A 17,113-nucleotide genomic window follows, 5' to 3' on the forward strand; every position below is an offset into this window, starting at 1 on the left:
TTGACAATCTTACGACCCACTCCTAGCGTGTCAACGGTGAATGCGGTGACCGAGACCGGCACACCCGTGCTGGCCGTGCTGACAGGTGACGCCCCGCCCCCGGACATGACGGCCGTCGAGCAACAGGCCGAGGTCCGGTACACGGATGCCGCCGGGCTCGCCGACGCGCTGCGGGGAGCCGACGCGCTGTTCATGTACGACTTCCTGTCCACGGTGTTGCCGGCGGCGTGGCATGCCGCCGACCGGTTGCAGTGGCTGCACATCGCCGCGGCCGGCGTCGACCCCGTGATGTTCCCGGAACTGCAGGAGAGCGACGTCGTGCTCACCAACGCGCGCGGCGTGTTCGACGACTCCATCGCCGAGTACGTGCTCGGCCAGGTGCTCTCGTTCGCCAAGGACATGCCGCGCTCGCTGCGCCTGCAGGACGCGCGCACCTGGCGGCATCGCGAGACCGAACGGATCGGCGGCGCCTCGGCCGTCGTCGTCGGCACCGGTCCGATCGGCAGGGCGATCGCGCGGCTGCTGCGCGCGGCGGGACTGCGGGTGTCGGGTGCGGGCAGGCGCTCGCGTTCCGACGACCCGGACTTCGGCACCGTGCACTCGACGGAACGCCTCGCCGAGTGCGTGGCCGACACCGATTACGTCGTCGCGGTCGCACCGCTGACCGACCAGACGAAGAACATGTTCGACGAGGCCGCGTTCGCGGCGATGAAGCCCTCCGCGCGGTTCATCAACGTCGGCCGGGGCGAGCTGGTGGTCACCGACGACCTGGTCGCCGCGCTGCGGTCGGGGGCGATCGCGGGCGCGGCACTCGACGTGTTCGACACCGAGCCGCTGCCCGCCGACCATCCGTTGTGGACGATGGAGAACGTGCTGATCTCCCCGCACATGTCAGGTGATGTCGTGGGCTGGCGCCGCGAACTCGTCGGTGTCTTCACGGACAACTTCCGCCGTTGGCGCGCAGGCGAATCGCTGCGCAACGTCGTCGACAAGCAGCTGGGTTACGTGCCGTCCGGGAGCTGATCGCGCATGTGACGCGCGATCAGCTCTCCGGTAGCCGTTCGAGCGTGCGCACCTGCTTGCTGGTCAGCGTGACCAGGGTGACGACAGCCACCAGCACCGCCCCACCGACGAGCGTCGCGGGCCTGCCGAACTGCGCAGCCAGCGGCCCGGCGGCCATCTCGCCGACCGGCAATGCGATGAACGAGCCGAGCATGTCGTAGGAGTAGACCCGCGCGAGCCGGTCGGGCGGGATGTTCTCCTGCAGGGACACGTCCCAGGCGATGGTGAACTGCTCGACCGCCATGCCCGCAAGGAACATCACCGCCATGAGGGGCACGAGTTCGGGCAGGTGTGCCAGGAACACGAGCGGGACTGCCTCGGCGAGCGTCACCCCGACACCGATGCGCAGCGCGTGGCTGGGTCGCCATCGTGCGGCGAGGAATCCGCCCGCGAATGCCCCCGCGGTCTGCGCGGCAAGGACGAGGCCCCAGCCGCTGCGCCCGATGCCTTCGTCCGCGATCATCGGTCCCAGGACCACGAGGCCGCCGGAGACGACCGCGTTGACCACCATGAACTGCAGCACGACGAGCCACACCCAGCGGCGTGCCGTGAACTCGCGCCAGCCTTCGGCGAGCTCGCGCAGTGGGGAACTGCGTGAGCCGTCGCCTGCCGCCGGGGCGTGCACGCCGTGGTACGCGACCGCCGACAGCGCGAAGAGGGCCGCGTTCATCCCGAGTGTCCATCCGGGACCGCTGACTGCGACGAGGAGGCCACCGAGCGCCGCGCCGCCGATGCGCCCGGCGTTGGCCGCGGCACGGACGAGCGCGTTGGCCTGGGTGAGCAGCGACGACGGCACGGTTTGTGGGGTCAGTGCCGCCGCCGCGGGCAGCGAGATCGCGGCCACCGCTCCGTTGGCGACGCTCAGCGCGACCAGCAACGGCACGTTGGCGAATCCGCAAAGGACACTGGCCGCGATGGCCGCCTGGGTCAGCGCCGCCGCGGCGCCGGTTCCCTGGAGGATCACCGCCCGTGGGAACCGGTCTGCGAGGACACCGGCCAGCAGCAGGAACGCGACGTTGGCCAGCGACCGTGCCCCGACCACGAGGCCGAGCTGGATGGGTGAGCCGGTGAGATCCAGGACGGCGAAGGCCAGTGCGACCGGAGCGAGCGCGTTGGCGAACTCGTCGAACGTGCGGCCGACGAACAGGTTGCGGAAGTCCGGCAGGCGGAGCGGAGCCGTCAGCCCCACGGGGTTCGGCGCGGGCTCGCGCGGCGGCGTCGCCGTCATCGCTGTTCGAGCCGGAACAGCGCGACCGTGGCGCTGATCCGGTGAGTGCCGGGGGTACGGGGTGGCTTCGCACCGGCGTGCAGCAGCTCGCCGAGCTCGCCCGCCAGCGCGCGGGCACGTTGCCACACCCGCTCGTCGACCCACACCTCGGCGTCCGTGGTCGAGTACTTGGCCCCCTGCTTCCGCTGCGCGGACCTGCGTGTGAGCTCGTCGGCGAGTGCGCTGAGCAGGATGCGTTCCTCCTCGGGTTCCCGGTCGAGGAACGGGCCGGCGCTCGCCGGGTCGTGCCGGTAGCGCTTGGCGCGCCCGCCGCGGATCACTGCTTCCCCTGCGGGCTCCACGAGTCCGGCCGCGTGCAGGCGGCGCAGGTGGTAGCTGACGTTGGCCTGTTTCTCACCCAGCTCGCGGGCGGCTTCGGCCGAGCTCATCGCCGCTCCGGTCAGCAGTGAGAGCAGCCGCATGCGCAGCGGGTGGGCGAGTACGCGCAGGCGGTCGAGGCTGTCTTCGGTCACGGAGCGGCAGTCTCCGCGCGCGTCACGCCGACTGTCAAACAGTTATTTTGGGGTCGTTCGCCGCACCCTATTCCCGTCGCCGAGGTGGAGGACCTCACGGTGCGGGCAGGGTCGACGCGGGGTACCCCTGGAGGCATGCAGACGATCACATTGGGCAGGAGTGGCCTCGACGTCTCGCGCATCTGCTTCGGGACGTGGCAGATCGGCGGTGACTGGGGTTCGTTCGATTCGGACACGGCGATCGAGGCCATCCGGCAGGCGCGCGAACTGGGCGTGACGTTCTTCGACACGGCACAGGCGTACGGCTTCGGCGCGTCCGAGGAGCTGCTCGGCAAGGCGTTGCGGCCGGACCTTGACCGCGACCGCGACAGTGTCGTCATCGCGACGAAGGGCGGCATCGAACCGGGCAGCGACCGGCCGCGGAAGGCGACGCGGGAGTTCCTGCGCAGCGGCGTTGAGCAGAGCCTGCGCCACCTCGGTGTCGATCACATCGACCTCTACCAGGTGCACTGGCCCGACGATCGGACGCCGGCGGAGGAGACCGCGTCGGCGCTGCAGGAACTCGTCGACGAGGGCAAGATCCGCCACGCGGGAGTGTCCAATTACGACAGCGAGCAGCTCGCGGCGTTCGACCGGACGCGGCCCGTCGAGACGCTGCAGCCGCCGTATCACCTGCTGCGCAGGGACATCGAGGCCGATCCGCTGCCGTACGCGCGGTCTCACGACATCGGCGTGCTGGTCTACAGCGCACTCGGCAGTGGCCTGCTGACCGGCGCGCTGACGGCCGACGCCACGTTCGAGACGTCGGACTGGCGGTCGCAGTCCTCGGCGTTCCAGGGCGAGAACCTCAAGCGGAACCTGGCTGTGGTCGAGGAGCTGAAGGAGTTCGCGGCCAGCAAGAACGCGAGCGTCAGCCAGCTCGCCATCGCGTGGACGCTCGCGCAGCCGGGCGTGCACGTGGCGATCGTCGGTGCGCGCAGGGCACGCAACATTGCCGACAGCGTCGGCGCGGCCGACCTCGAGCTGACCGCGGGCGACCTGGCGGAGATCGAGCGCATCACCGCGGCGGGCGTCCCCGTGACGGGTGCCAGCCCCGAAGGCATCGCCTGACGCCACCGGCGGTGCATGCCCCCAAGGGCACTTTGGTTGCACTCAATGCAACCAAAGTGCCCTTGGGGCTTTTGCAGGCCGAGGCGTCGGGGCGTCCAGCTACCGCGGGTGGCCGGGCGTTGGCGTCAGCGGGTCGCCTTCTCCAGGTCCGTCAACGCGGTGTCGAGGTGCGTCAGCAGCCGCTGCAGGTGCGGGACGCTCCGGCGGCAGCCCGTGATGCCGACGTCGAGGTTGTCTCCCGACGTTGTCAGCGTGATGTTCAGCGCCTGCCCGTCCAGCAGCACCGACGCCGGGTAGATGCCGTCGAGATGCGCCCCGTTCCAGTACATCTGCTTCCTCGGGCCCGGCACGTTCGAGATCACCAGGTTGAACGGCGGACGGGTGTTCCCCGCGACTCCCGGCACGGGGCTCGCTGCGAGGGGAGCGACGTTCAGCGCCGACAGCAGTAGTGCCTGCAGCGGGGTGAGCTCGCGGAACACCCGCTTGGCCTCCGCCGTCGACCGGGCGACCGTCGTAAGCCGTTCGTCGGCATCCTGCAGGTCGGTGCCCAGGTTCGCCAGCAGCGCGCCGATCTGATTGCCGGAGGATTCGCCGGTCTCGCGCGCCGACCGCATCGACACCGGCACCATCGCCGTGAGCGGCGCGGTCGGCAGTGCATGCCGTTCGATCAGGTACTCGCGGAGCGCACCGCCGCACATGGCGAGTACGACGTCGTTACGGCTCACCCCGGCGGCCGAGGCGACCATCCTGATCCGTTCCAACGGCCACGACTGGGCGGCGAACCGCCGGGCGCCGCCGATCGGCACGTTGAACATCGTCCGCGGAGCTTCGAGCGGCAGCGTGAGGGTGCGCTCGCGGAACGCCTCGCGAGCGATCGACAGCGCCGCGCCGGGGGCGCCGGCGAGTTGCCGCGCGGTTCCCGCTGCGGTGCGCAGCACGTCCATCGGGTCCGGCGCGCTGCGCGGAGCGCGTTGCCGGGTGTCGCGTTTGCCCCACGGCGGCGGGCACGAGCGGTCGTCCGGGTCGTCCGACAGCACGCCGGTCGCCTGCCGCAACGCGGACACGCCGTCCATCATCGCGTGGTGGATCTTGCTGTACACGGCGAACCGGCCGTCGGCGAGCCCTTCGACGAGGTGCACCTCCCACAGCGGCCGGTGCCGGTCGAGCAGCGTGCTGTGCCAGCGGGACGTCAGTTCGAGCAGTTCACGGATGCGGCCTGGACCGGGCAGTGCCGAATGCCGGAAGTGGTAGTCGAGGTCGAGCTGAGGGTCCCGCTGCCATGCCAGATATCCCGCGGTGTTGACCGGTCTGCGCAGCCGCCGCTGGAAGGTCTCGCGGACGGTCGTGCGCTGCAGCAGCGTTTCCCGGATCTCGCGCAGGTACTCGGGTCCGGCGTCGTCGGGCGGCGTGAACAGCTGCAGTCCGCCCACGTGCATCGGGTGTTCGCGGGTCTCGATCGCCAAGAACATCGAGTCGGTCACTGGCATCAGCGACATCGGCGCCACCTCCCACGGGTCGGGGACCGCCGCCACGAGCGTGCGGTGGCAGGAGTGTACGCACCGGGGTCGGTGACATGGCCATCCCGACGGGCCCGGCGATCGGGAATTTCCACCGGGTGCCGCACACCGGTGTGCCGGAACTGATTCGGCACGCGTTCGCCGGAGTCGGCACTGTCGGAGCGTGCGGTGGCAGGCGGGTACGCACTAGCGTCGGCGGCATGACCATCCCGACGGACCCGGAGACCGGGGAGTTCCACCGCGCGCCCAACGCTTTCACCGCCCGTATCACCGCCGACGGCCGCGACGGCTGGCCTGTCGAGGCAGGCCGCTACCGATTGGTCGTCAGCCGCGCGTGTCCGTGGGCGAGCCGGGCGCTGGTCGTCCGCAGGCTGCTGGGCCTGGAGGGCGTCCTGTCGCTGGCGGTCGCCGACCCGATCCAGGATTCGCGCAGCTGGCGGTTCACGCTCGATCCGGGCGGTGTCGACCCGGTGCTCGGGATCGGGTTCCTGTACGAGGCCTACGAAACGGCCGATCCGTCCTACGACGGCGGTATCAGCGTGCCCGCGATCGTCGACGTGCCGAGCGGGAAGCTCGTCACCAACGACTACCCGCGGATCACGCTCGACCTCGACACGGAGTGGACGGCGCTGCAACGTGACGGTGCGCCCGAGCTGTATCCGGAGGCGCTGCGTGACGAGATCGACGCCGTCAACGCCGACGTGCACCGGGACGTCAACGCGGCCGTCTACGAGGCCGGCTTCGCCACCAAGCAGGCCGCCTACGACCGGCTGTTCACTCGACTGGACGTCTTGTCCGACCGGCTGTCGCGGCAGCGGTACCTCGTCGGGGACACGATCACCGAGGCCGACATCCGCCTGTTCACCACGCTGGTGCGCTTCGACGCCGTCTACCACGGCCACTTCAAGTGCAACCGCCACAAGCTCACCGAACTGCCGGTGCTGTGGGCTTACGCGCGCGACCTGTTCCAGACGCCCGGTTTCGGCGACACCGTCGACTTCGACCACATCAAACGGCACTACTACGAGGTGCACGAGCAGGTGAATCCGACGGGCGTCGTGCCGAAGGGTCCGGACCTGTCGGGCTGGACCACCGCGCACGGCAGGGACGAACTGGGCGGACGGCCGTTCGGCAACGGTACGCCTCCGCCACCGCCGCCCCCTGAGGAGGCCATCACCTCGGGGTCGTGAGGTCTCCTCGTATCCTCTCGGCGTGGCAGCGACCGGAGGATGCACGGGAGGCAGGCGGCTCGCGGACGCACTGCGCGAGCTCGAGGTCGATCGGGCGTTCGGACTGCCCGGCGTGCACAACCTGCCGGCGTGGAACGCGCTGCCGCAGCAGGGGATCCGGCTGATCGGCGTGCGCCACGAGCAGTCGGCCGCGTTCGCCGCCGACGGTTACGCCCGCGCCACCGGCCGGCTCGGCGTTGCGGTCGTGACGACCGGTCCCGGAGCCGCGAACACCCTCGCAGCCGTGGGCGAGGCGCACGCGTCGGCGTCCCCGGTGATCGTCATCGCCACGGACGTGCCCTCCACTCTGCGCACTCCGGGTGTGGTGCGCGGGTCGCTGCACGAGACGTCCGACCAGGCGGCGATGTTCGCCCCGGTGACGAAGGCGACGCTGACCGCCGATTCGCCGGACGACATCGCGCGCGTGGTCCGCAGGGCGGGCCGGATCGCGCGGCGGCCCCAGAGCGGCCCGGTGTACGTCGGCATTCCCGCGGACTTCCTCACGGCCGAGGCCGCAGATCCGCTGCCGGCCGAGTCGACCGAGGTGATCCACCGCGTCGACGTGGCCGACCTGCTGCAGGCGCGTGAAGTGTTGAGTACGGCGCGGCGGCCCGTGATCTGGGCAGGCGGTGGTGCGCTCCGCGCGGGTGCGGGTGAGGCGCTCGGGGAACTGGCCGAATGCCTGGCCGCACCGATCATCACCACCTACGCCGCGCGGGGCATCGTGCCGCCGGACCACCCGTGCCGGGCCTCGAATCCGGTGCACACGCCCGAGGTCGGCGCGTTGTGGGACGAGGCGGACGTCGTGCTCGCCGTCGGCACCGACTTCGACGGCATGATGACGCAGAACTGGCGGATGCCGAAGCCACCGACGCTGATCACGATCAACGTCGACACCGCCGACGCCGCCAAGAACTACCCGCCCGACCTGCAGCTGACCGGCGACGCCCGCGAGGTCACCGAGAACCTGGCGCTCGGCATGCCGCGGCGGGCGGGCCTGACCGAGCTCTCGCGCAGGCTCGACGACATCGAAACGCGCGTGCGCAGGCGTATCCGCAGGGAGGAACCGCAGGCCGCGGAGCTGCTGACGGCGCTGGCCGAGACGGTGCCGGACGACGCGGTGCTCGTCTCGGACATGTGCGTCGCCGGCTACTGGATCGGCGGCTTCTACCGGGTGCCGGCTCCGCGCAAACTGGCCTACCCGATGGGCTGGGGCACGCTCGGATTCGGCTTCCCCGCGTCGCTCGGCGTCGCGGCCGCGGGCGGCGGCCGGGCGGTGTGTGTGACCGGCGACGGGGGATTCCTGTACGGCGTCGGCGAACTGGCCACCGCGATCCAGGAGAAGCTGCCCATCACCGTGGTCGTGGTCGACGACAGCGGGTACGGCATGCTCCGCTACGACCAGACTCGCGGCGGCCTGCCGCACGAGGGTGTCGATCTCGTGACGCCGGATTTCGTCGGGCTGGCGAAGTCGTTCGGTGTCGACGCCGACCGGGTCGACGGGTTCGGCCGCGCGTTCCGCAGGCGGCTGCGGGAGTTCACGCGCTCGGAGGAGCCGAACCTGCTCGTCGTGGCCGCCGAGCTGACGCCGCCGCTGAACACCTCGCCCCGCTGGTACCGGCGCTGACCCGCGCAGCCGTGGCGGTACCGAGATCACGGGCGTCCCTGGTCGGCAGCACAGGTCGCGCCCTCCCGGGGGCGCGCTTTCCCGGGGTCGCGGTCTCGTGGATCCCAGGTTCGTGGGTCCTCGCAGGTTCGCGGGTCGCAGTTCGTGGGCTCGCGGGGTCGTGGTCTCCCGGGATCGCAGTACCGGTGGCATCGGTGCTTCACTCAGGCGGCGAGACCGGCGGCGAGGCCGGGCCGCGGCGGCCGCTCGGCACGTAGGCTGGGCCGCATGAGCGATTCCGCCGACGCAGAGCGAGTGCTTTCCGAGGCCACGACGATCGCCGTGGTGGGCCTGAGCCGGGATCCTGCGAAGTCCGCGCATTCGGTGCCCGCGGCGATGCAGTCCGCCGGGTTCCGCGTGATCCCCGTCCATCCGTCGGCCGACGTGCTGCTGGGGGAACGGGTGTATCGCACCCTGGCCGACGTCCCGGAGCCGGTGGACATCGTCGACGTGTTCCGCCCGTCGGCCGAGGCGGCCGGGGTCGCCAAGCAGGCCGCCGCGATCGGCGCGAAGGCGCTGTGGCTGCAGCAGGGCATCGTCTCGGCCGAGGCGCGCGCCACCGCCGCCGAGGCCGGTATGGACTACGTCGAGGACCAGTGCATCGCCGTGGTCCGCGCGGTCGCCGGCATCACCCGGTAGCCCCGGCTAACGCCGGCGATCCCCGCGGTCACGCGGTGCCCGTCACTCCTGGGGCGCAGGCTTGCCGCTGCCGACGTGGTCGACCGGCAGGTCCCCGGTGTGTTCGAGGCACAACGTGTGGAGCAGTCCGGCGAGGGTGTCGCGTTCGGACTCGTCGAGGACGGCCAGCAGGCGGTCCTCGTGGGCGAAGATCGCACCGGCCGTCTCGTCCACGATCCGGCGCCCCGAGTCGGTGAGGCGCACGACGACGCTGCGGTCCTCACCGGGTTCCCTGGAGACCCAGCCCTGACGTTCTGCCCTGGTCAGTCGCTGTGAGATCGCGGCGGGCGTCACTCCGTCGAACTCGGCGAGCTGCCGCGTGGTCAGTGCGTACGGCGCGCCGCTGCGGCGCAGCGTGCCGAGCAGGTCCATCAGCGCCGGGTCGATGCCCTGCCTGCTCAGCAGTTGCCGCCGTTCGATGCCGAATGCGTGGGCCAGGTGCCAGATGCGGGTCACGATGGCGATCGACGACGGGTCCAGGTCGGGCCGCTCCCTGCTCCACGCGGCCATGATCTGCGCTGCTCGATCCGGTTTGCTCACGGTCACGAGTCTACATTAAGGTCTTAATCATCCAAACGTTTAGACCTAAAGGAGACCTCGTGTACGTCGTCACCGGAGGCGGAACCGGAATCGGCCGGGCCGTCGCGCTGTCACTGCACCACCGCGGCGAGGCGGTCCTCGTCGCCGGACGCCGGCGCGCGCCGCTCGACGACGTCGTCGCCCGCACCGGTGGTGCGGTGACGGCCGTCAGCTGCGACCTCGCGACGCCGGACGGCGCGCGGACGCTCGCCGCGCAGGTGGCCGGCCGCGTCGACGGCCTCGTCCACTGCGCGGGCGGAAACCCGGCCATCGGCACCCCGGAGGCGGCCACGTTGGATGCCGAGGCCGACCTGCTGCGCGACACCCTCGACAGCAACCTCACCTCGGCCGCCCTGGCCGTCTCCGCACTGTCGGGACACCTGGCTGCCGGGGCGGCGATCGTGCTCTTCGGCTCGATCGCCGCGGAGCACGGAGTGGGCTTCTACGGCCCGGCCAAGGCCGCGGTCTCCTCCTACGCACTCGGGCTGGCCGCCGCACTGGGACCACGCGGCATCCGGGTCAACTGCATCTCACCGGGCTACATCGCCGACACCGAGTTCTTCGCCGGCACCATGACACCCGAGCGCGAGGAGGAACTGCGCGCGGCCACCACGCTCGGCAGGACCGGAGTCCCCGACGACGTCGTGGGCCTCACCGAGTTCCTGCTCTCCTCGCGAGCACAGCACCTCACCGGGCAGAACCTCCACGTCGACGGCGGTGCCCACCCGACGCGATAGCCGCCGTGGAAAAGCCTGTCGGCGCGGGTCCGCCGGCGGTATCGTGCGAGGCATGTCTCCACCGTGACGCCCGACGAACCACCGACGCCCGAAGAAACAGCGACGTCCGACGAACCACCGACGCCCGAAGAAACAGCACGGCGACCCCGCCGCACGCCTGACCCGGCGCGCCTGCGCCTGGGCGGTGCTCGCGGACGCGGTGCCGCTGTACCCGCTGTACGCGTTGCTGTTCAGTGCGCACGGGTTGTCCCACGCGCAGATCTCCGCGCTGCTGGCGGTCTGGTCGCTGACCGGGGTCGTCGCCGAAGTGCCGACCGGCGCGCTCGCCGACCGTTTCTCCCGCACCGGTTCGATGGCCGCCGGCGGTGCCGTCCAGGCGCTGGCCTACGTGCTGTGGACGGCGTTTCCCGGATTCGCCGCGTTCGCGGCCGGTTTCGTGCTGTGGGGCATCGGCGGCACGCTCGTTTCCGGTGCGGTCGAGGCGTGGCTGTACGACAGCCTCGTCGAACTGGGCGCACCGGAACGGTTCCGCCGCGTCTACGGCCGGCTCGACGCGTGTGAACTGTTTGCCCAGGTGCCCGCCGCCGTCGGCGCCACCGTGCTGCTGCCTATCGGTGGTTTCGAACTGGTCGGCTGGGTCAGTGCCGCCACCTGCCTCGGCGCCGCCGTCGTGGCCGCGCGGCTGCCCGAACCGGCCCGTCACGACGACGGGCCGGTGCCTGCCGACGACGCCGACGACGCCGACGACGCCGACGACGCCGAGGCCACCGGCGAGGCCGGTGAACCGGCCGGGCCCGGATACCTCGCCACGTTGCGGGCCGGGGTCGTCGCCGCGGCGCGTACTCCCGGTGTGCCGGCGGCGCTGCTGGTCGTGGCGCTGCTGACGTCGTTCGACAACATCGAGGAATACTTCGGCCTGCTCGCGGAGGACTGGCGCGTCCCGGTCCAGTGGGTGCCGCTCGCCGTTCTCGGTATCGCGCTGGCCGGAGCCGCGGGCGCGCTGCTCGCGGCGCGCATCCGCGACACCTGGGCGACTCCGTTGCTGTCGGCGGGAATCGGCCTGTTCGCCGTCGCGGGTCTGTGGGCACAGCCTGCGGGCCTGGCGCTCGTCGCGGTGTTCTACGCGCTGTATCGCGGGGTGCTCGTCGTCGCGGAGGCGCGGCTGCAGGAGTGCATCACGAGCGGAGCGCGGGCGACCGTCACCTCGATCGCCGGTGTCGGCACCGAGCTGGCCGGTCTGCTGGTGTTCGCCGCGTGGGCGGCTGCGGGCCTGACCGCGGCGCTGGTGCTCACCGCGGTGATCGCACTCGCCGTGACACCCGGGCTGCGCTCGCGGAACCCCGGCCGGTTCCGGGCCGTCCGATGACACAGCAGGGGTGAAGGGACGCGGCGATGAGTGAGCGACGCAGCGGAGGTCCGGGCGGGGTGGGGGACGAGCGGGACACCACGGCTGCGGACCTGAACGCTGCGAACCTGAACGCTGCGGACCGGCACGCCGCGGAGCCTGACGACGACGCCGTAGCCGAGCGGGACAGCGCGGCAGCGGAGCGCGACACAGCCGCGGATCGGGACAACGATCCGGGCGAATCGGCCGTGGCAGCAGCAGGCGGCGAATCCGTCGCAGCTCATCGGCGCGGCTGGTGGAAACGGTCGAAGCGGTGGCACAAGGCCGCAGTACTGGGCGGGGCAGGTGTGGTCACCGCGGCCGTCGCCGGATTCGTCGTCGTGGCGATGCACAACTCGTCGGCACCGGCCGACGCGGTGCGTGACTACGTCGAGACGATCGCGCGTGGGGACGCCGCAGCGGCGAACCGCATGGTGGACCCGGCGACCTTCCCCGGCCGTGAGCTCGACAGGTCCCTGCTGACCGATGCCGTGCTGGGCTCCGCGGACCGGCTGAACGTCGAGGAGATCGAGGTCGAAGAGATCAACGGGGAGCCGGCCGGCTCGATGGGGTTCAGCCCGGACGACGCGATCGCCGAGGTTCACGTCAGCTATGTCATCGACGGCGCCGAGGAGCGCCGTGGTGAGGCCACACTGCGCGCACGGCTGGCCGAATCGACGCTCGGGGTGTGGGAACACTGGACGGTGATCGACCCGCTCGTCGTCCCCGCGTACCTCGAGACGTCGCTGCACCGGGTCGACGGCGTCGCCGGCATGGCGGGAGCCACGATCGGCGGGGCGCACGCGCCGGCCAACGCTCCCGGCGCCGATCCCGTCAACCGCACCTACGTCCTGCTGTACCCGGGCGTGTACACCGTGCGCGGCGTCGCATCGCGGTACTTCACGTCCGAGCCGGAGACGCTGGTCGCCGTGCAGCGGTCGTGGGACGGCGACCAGTTCTGGGAACCGGCGGACCACACGCCGCCCCACGGGCTGGCCAGGATCGGCTACGACGAGACCCCAGAACTGTTGAACGCGGTCTCCGCGGAGATGGAACGGGAGCTCACGGCGTGTGCCGAGGCAGTGCCCGATCCGCTGCCGCGGTGTCCGCACGGCATCGCGGGCTACAGCGAGATGACCGGCGCCACCATCGACCGTTTCCCCGAGGTGAGGTCGCTGGGACTCGCGCAGTCGGGTGGCGGTGGGCCGCCGCAGTTGTGGCTGCACACCGAGAGCGACGGCCTGGTGGACGCCCGGCTGTCCGACGGCACCGACATGCCGGTGAGCTTCTTCGTGTCAGCCAAGGTGCGGATCGACGAGGCGGGCGAGGTGTCCGTGCGACTGAGCGGCTGGTGACCTCGTGACCAGGGGCCGCGGCCCGGCGTCACCGTCGGCGATGTCGCTGCCGGACCCGTGGCAGTGATGACTCCGATGTCACGGACCGGCCCCAGGCGGCGGGTTTCGCACTATCGTGGGGATCATGCTGCTCGAGGACCTGCGCCGTGACCTGCCCGCCGACCGGCTCGTGGACGACCCCGACGTCGTCGCCGGATACGTCCACGACGAGGCCGAATGGGCGCCACGCGGCAAGCCGGAGGTGGTCGTCCGGCCGCGTTCTGCCGAAGAGGTCCAGACCGTGGTTCGTGCGTGCCTCGCACACGGAACGCCGTTGGTCACGCGTGGTGCGGGCACGGGCCTGTCCGGCGGGGCGAATGCCGTCGACGGGTGTGTGCTGCTGTCCACCGAGCTGATGACCGCCGTGCGGGAGATCGACGAGTCCGAGCGCCTGGCGGTCGTCGAACCGGGCGTCGTCAACGACGACCTGCGCGCGGCGTGCGCCGAACGCGGCCTCTGGTATCCGCCGGACCCGGCCAGCGCGCCGTGGTCGACGATCGGCGGCAACGTCGCGACCAACGCGGGCGGGCTGTGCTGCGTCAAGTACGGCGTGACCCGGGACTACGTGCTCGGCTTGCAGGTCGTCACCGGCACCGGCGAGCTGGTCCGACTGGGCAGGCGCACCGCGAAGGGCGTGGCCGGGTACGACCTCGCCGGGCTGATGGTCGGCTCGGAGGGCACGCTCGGCGTCGTCACCGAGGTGACGGTGAAGTTGCGGCCGCTGCGCGATCCCGAGCACACGGTGGCCGGGTACTTCTCCTCGATCGTCGATGCGGGACGGGCCGTCGCCGCGGTCGCCGACGCGGGCATCACACCGTCCGCGCTGGAACTGGTCGACCGGCACTGCCTCGCGGCCGTCGACGCGTGGAAGAACATGGGCCTGTCGGTCGAGGCGGACGTCGTGCTGCTCGGCCGGACCGACGCGCCGGGGGCCGCGGGGGAGCAGGAGGCGGACCGCATGCTGGCCTGCTTCGAACAGGGCGGTGCGACGTGGGCTGCGCGGTCGACGGACCAGGAGGAGGCCGACGCGCTGTTCGCCGCGCGCCGCCTCGCGTACCCGGCGTTGGAGCGGCTCGGCCCGCTGCTCACCGAGGACGTGTGCGTCCCGAAGGCGGCCGTGCCCGAGATGTTGGCCCGCATCGAGGCGGCCGCGCAGCGGCACGACACCCGCATCGCCAACATCGCGCACGCAGGCGACGGCAACCTGCACCCGCTGCTGAGCACCCCGCCCGGCGATGACGCAGCCCGCGAGCGAGCGCAGGAGGCGTTCCACGACATCATCCGCGACGCCCTCGAACTCGGCGGCACCGTCACCGGTGAGCACGGCGTGGGACTGCTCAAGAAGGACGGTCTCGGCTCGGAACTGGACGGTGAGGTCGTCGCCATGCACCGGGCGGTGAAGGCGGCGCTCGATCCGCACGGGATTCTCAACCCGGGCAAGGTCATCCCGGACTGACGCGGCCTCCGGCGACGGCCGTCAGCGGCGGTGCAGTCGCATCGGCAGCCCGTCGGCGGGCACCGGGAGCGACGTGTTGTCCCAGCGCGGATGCACCCCGTCCGGCACGGTCCAGGTGTAGGTGCGCAGCATCTCGTGGAGGATCGCCTTCACCTCGAGCGTGCCGAAGTGCAGCCCGATGCACTTGTGCACACCGCCGCCGAACGGGATCCACGCGAACCGGTGCCCGGAGTCCTCGCGGCGGGATTCGGAGAAGCGGTCGGGGTCGAAGCGGTCGGGGTCGGTCCAGATGCCGGGGTCGAAGTGGTTCACGCCCGGCGCCGCGACGACGGCCGTCTCGGCGGGGATGTGGTGCCCCGCGATCTCCGTCGGTTTCACGGTCATCCGCATCAGTGTGGGCACCGGCGCCACGAGCCGCAGCGACTCCTTGATGATCAGATCCAGCGTGGTGAGGCTTTCCAGCGCGTGGATGTCGGGGACGTCGTCGCCGAGCGCGAGGGACTCCTCGCGGGCACGCTGCTGCCACTTCGGGTGCTTGCCGAGATAGTGCGCCGCGGCGCTGGTGGTGATCGTCGAGGTGTCGTGCGCGGCCATCATCAGGAAGATCATGTGGTTGACGACGTCGTCGTCGCTGAAGCGTTCGCCGTCGTCGGTCGCGGCCTGGCACAGTCCGGCGAACAGGTCCGATCCGTCGGACTGGCGTGCTGCGGGCAGGTGCCTGCGGAAGTAGCGTTCGAGCGTTCTGCGACCTTCCACACCGGCGCGGAACCGGGTGCCGGGCAGCGGGTATCGCACGATCGACGTCGCCGCGCGCACGGCGGCGACGAAGGCGCGGTTGATCTCGTCGAGGTTCTCGTCGCCGCCACGGCCGCCCATGAACACCTGCGTCGCGACGTCGAGCGTGAGTTGCTTGAGCAGCCAGTAGATGCGCACCGGGCGGTCAGCGGTCCACTGTGGAACATTGGCGCGTACCGAGGGGCCCATCTGGTCGACGTAGCCGGTCAACCGGTCGCGGGTGAACGCGGACTGCATGATCCGCCGGTGCATGCGGTGCTCGTCGAAGTCGAGGAGCATCAGTCCGCGGTGGAAGAACTCGTCGATCAATTGGGTCCAGCCTTCCTGCGAGAAGGCCTTGTCCTTGTTGACGAGCACCTGTTGGGTGGCGTCCGGTCCGCCGACGGTCACCACGGCGGGCCCGACCGAGCCCATCCACGACACCGGGCCGAAGCGGTCGTAGCGGTCGCGCAGGAACTCGTTGCCGAACCGGATGTAGCTCAGCGTGTGCCCGACGAGCGGTGGACCGTGGTCGCCGGGGACCGGCTTGAGGTCGCTACCGGCAGGAGGTGGAGCGAGCGTGGTGACCCGGCCGTGCGTCGCGCGCAGCCAGGCGTCGTCGATCGCCTTCGGCGCGGGTGCGGCGAGCACGGACGACAGCCGCTCGCGTGCCGCCCGGTTCGTACGTTCCAGCAGTGAAACCATGTGAACGTCCCTTCGAAGAGGGGATTCCGTGGACGCCGCTCCCACGGTGTCCACAATGGATGATGAACCGGGATGCAGGCGTGACCGCGTGATGGGTGTGCGGCCGTGGCCGGACTAGTGGCCCACGTCCCGCGCCGCGCCGACCGCGCGGGACTCGTACTCCTTGCGGACGGCGTGGTCGGCGGCGCCGAGCACGCGATGCGCGCCGGATGCCCGCAACAGTGCGTCGGAGGCCCGTCGCGGCAGCAGTGCGCCGAGGACGTTGGCCACCACCAGATCGCGCGGCACGTAGACGTCGAACCGCGGCTTGCGGATCGTCTCGAGGATGGCCGCCGCGACCTCCTCCGGGGTCACCGCACGGATTGCGCGCGACTCGCCTAGACCGGTCGCCAGTTCGGTACGCACGACCGACGGCATGACGACCGATATGTCGATACCCGTGCGGTGCAGTTCCGCGCGCACGGCGTCGGAGAAACCGACGACGCCGTGTTTCGTGGCGCAGTAGGTCGCCGCGCCCTCGAAGCCGATCTTGCCGGCCTCGGACGCGAGGTTGATGATGTGGCCACGGCCGCGTGCACGCATCCGCCGCACGGCCTCACGACTGCCGTGGATCACCGCGTGCAGGTTGATCGCCAACTGTTTCGCGGTGACCTCGTCGGGTTCGTCGTCGATGCGGCCGAGCGGCATGATTCCCGCGTTGTTGATCACCACGTCGGCCGGTCCGAGCGTGTCCTCCACGGCGTCGAGGAATCGGGTGTACGCGGCAGGGTCGGTGACGTCGACCCGCCAGCAGTGCACCCGGGGGTGGTCCCGCAGCCGTTCCGGCAGTGCCGCCGGTTCCAGGTCCGCGATCGCGACCGTGGCGCCCGTCTCGGCCAGTGCCGTCGCCGTCGCGGCGCCGATGCCGCGTGCGCCGCCGGTGATCGTGACGACCGTGCCTGCGACCGTCCGTTCCCGGCGGCCGAATCGTCCGCGTGCCTGTCCCATCGGCGCCTCCTCGCGCTGACCGGCGAATGCCACACCTGATCTTGGTCGGCGAGGGTCAGCATCCAACTGACAACCATGCATGTCAATATCGACCG

At 71.1% G+C, this 17,113-nt stretch carries 15 protein-coding genes; 9 read left to right on the plus strand and 6 right to left on the minus strand.

Translation table 11 applies throughout. The features are described 5' to 3' along the window. Positions 1–45 precede the first annotated feature (45 nt). Complete coding sequence (locus tag LY40_RS00460) at positions 46–1,023, plus strand: D-2-hydroxyacid dehydrogenase (RefSeq protein WP_183785556.1); 978 nt, start codon at positions 46–48, stop codon at positions 1,021–1,023. A gap of 19 nt (positions 1,024–1,042) precedes the next feature. Here the strand turns inward: LY40_RS00460 and LY40_RS00465 are convergent, their stop codons facing one another. Beyond that, positions 1,043–2,290, minus strand: a complete 1,248-nt coding sequence (locus LY40_RS00465; protein WP_258935571.1) for an MFS transporter — start codon at positions 2,288–2,290, stop codon at positions 1,043–1,045. Next, positions 2,287–2,802 carry a helix-turn-helix domain-containing protein gene (locus LY40_RS00470; protein ID WP_258935572.1) on the minus strand — a complete coding sequence of 172 codons (516 nt, stop codon included), beginning with the start codon at positions 2,800–2,802 and terminating at the stop codon, positions 2,287–2,289. Before LY40_RS00470 ends, LY40_RS00465 begins: the two co-directional genes overlap by 4 nt. A 135-nt stretch (positions 2,803–2,937) precedes the next feature. On the opposite strand from LY40_RS00470, the gene LY40_RS00475 reads away from it, so the two are divergent. Next, positions 2,938–3,912: an aldo/keto reductase gene (locus LY40_RS00475; protein WP_183783460.1), complete on the plus strand. Its 975-nt coding sequence runs from the start codon at positions 2,938–2,940 to the stop codon at positions 3,910–3,912. 125 nt (positions 3,913–4,037) lie between these two features. Here LY40_RS00475 and LY40_RS00480 read toward each other — a convergent pair whose 3' ends face one another. Further along, positions 4,038–5,408 carry a WS/DGAT/MGAT family O-acyltransferase gene (locus LY40_RS00480; RefSeq protein ID WP_183783461.1) on the minus strand — a complete coding sequence of 457 codons (1,371 nt, stop codon included), beginning with the start codon at positions 5,406–5,408 and terminating at the stop codon, positions 4,038–4,040. Positions 5,409–5,629: 221 nt separating this feature from the next. Here LY40_RS00480 and LY40_RS00485 point away from each other — a divergent pair, with 221 nt between their 5' ends. From LY40_RS00485 to LY40_RS00495, 3 genes are all read left to right on the plus strand, one after another. Next, a complete protein-coding gene (locus LY40_RS00485; RefSeq protein ID WP_258935573.1) occupies positions 5,630–6,619 on the plus strand; it encodes a glutathione S-transferase family protein in 990 nt (329 codons plus the stop codon). Positions 6,620–6,641: 22 nt separating this feature from the next. After that, positions 6,642–8,285 carry a thiamine pyrophosphate-binding protein gene (locus LY40_RS00490; protein ID WP_258935574.1) on the plus strand — a complete coding sequence of 548 codons (1,644 nt, stop codon included), beginning with the start codon at positions 6,642–6,644 and terminating at the stop codon, positions 8,283–8,285. Between the two features lie 267 nt (positions 8,286–8,552). Then, positions 8,553–8,963: a CoA-binding protein gene (locus tag LY40_RS00495; protein ID WP_183783464.1), complete on the plus strand. Its 411-nt coding sequence runs from the start codon at positions 8,553–8,555 to the stop codon at positions 8,961–8,963. A 42-nt stretch (positions 8,964–9,005) separates the two neighbouring features. Here the strand turns inward: LY40_RS00495 and LY40_RS00500 are convergent, their stop codons facing one another. Next, positions 9,006–9,542: a MarR family winged helix-turn-helix transcriptional regulator gene (locus LY40_RS00500; RefSeq protein WP_221212737.1), complete on the minus strand. Its 537-nt coding sequence runs from the start codon at positions 9,540–9,542 to the stop codon at positions 9,006–9,008. Positions 9,543–9,601: 59 nt separating this feature from the next. Between LY40_RS00500 and LY40_RS00505 the strand changes: the two genes are divergently transcribed. The 4 genes from LY40_RS00505 to LY40_RS00520 all read left to right on the plus strand — a co-directional run bounded on the left by LY40_RS00505 (position 9,602) and on the right by LY40_RS00520 (position 14,552). Then, the gene (locus LY40_RS00505; protein WP_258935575.1) at positions 9,602–10,318 is read left to right on the plus strand and encodes an SDR family NAD(P)-dependent oxidoreductase; all 717 of its coding nucleotides are present in this window, start codon (positions 9,602–9,604) and stop codon (positions 10,316–10,318) included. A gap of 184 nt (positions 10,319–10,502) precedes the next feature. Further along, positions 10,503–11,684, plus strand: a complete 1,182-nt coding sequence (locus LY40_RS00510) for an MFS transporter (RefSeq protein ID WP_258935576.1) — start codon at positions 10,503–10,505, stop codon at positions 11,682–11,684. Positions 11,685–11,710: 26 nt separating this feature from the next. Next, a complete protein-coding gene (locus LY40_RS00515; RefSeq protein ID WP_258935577.1) occupies positions 11,711–13,057 on the plus strand; it encodes a hypothetical protein in 1,347 nt (448 codons plus the stop codon). Between the two features lie 124 nt (positions 13,058–13,181). Continuing rightward, complete coding sequence (locus tag LY40_RS00520) at positions 13,182–14,552, plus strand: FAD-binding oxidoreductase (protein WP_183783472.1); 1,371 nt, start codon at positions 13,182–13,184, stop codon at positions 14,550–14,552. Between the two features lie 21 nt (positions 14,553–14,573). Here the strand turns inward: LY40_RS00520 and LY40_RS00525 are convergent, their stop codons facing one another. Further along, positions 14,574–16,031: a cytochrome P450 gene (locus tag LY40_RS00525; protein ID WP_258935578.1), complete on the minus strand. Its 1,458-nt coding sequence runs from the start codon at positions 16,029–16,031 to the stop codon at positions 14,574–14,576. 114 nt (positions 16,032–16,145) lie between these two features. Continuing rightward, the gene (locus LY40_RS00530; protein ID WP_258935579.1) at positions 16,146–17,018 is read right to left on the minus strand and encodes an SDR family oxidoreductase; all 873 of its coding nucleotides are present in this window, start codon (positions 17,016–17,018) and stop codon (positions 16,146–16,148) included. Between the last annotated feature and the right edge of the window lie 95 nt (positions 17,019–17,113).

The organism is Prauserella salsuginis (assembly GCF_024648885.1).
GTDB classification, from domain to species: domain Bacteria; phylum Actinomycetota; class Actinomycetes; order Mycobacteriales; family Pseudonocardiaceae; genus Prauserella; species Prauserella salsuginis.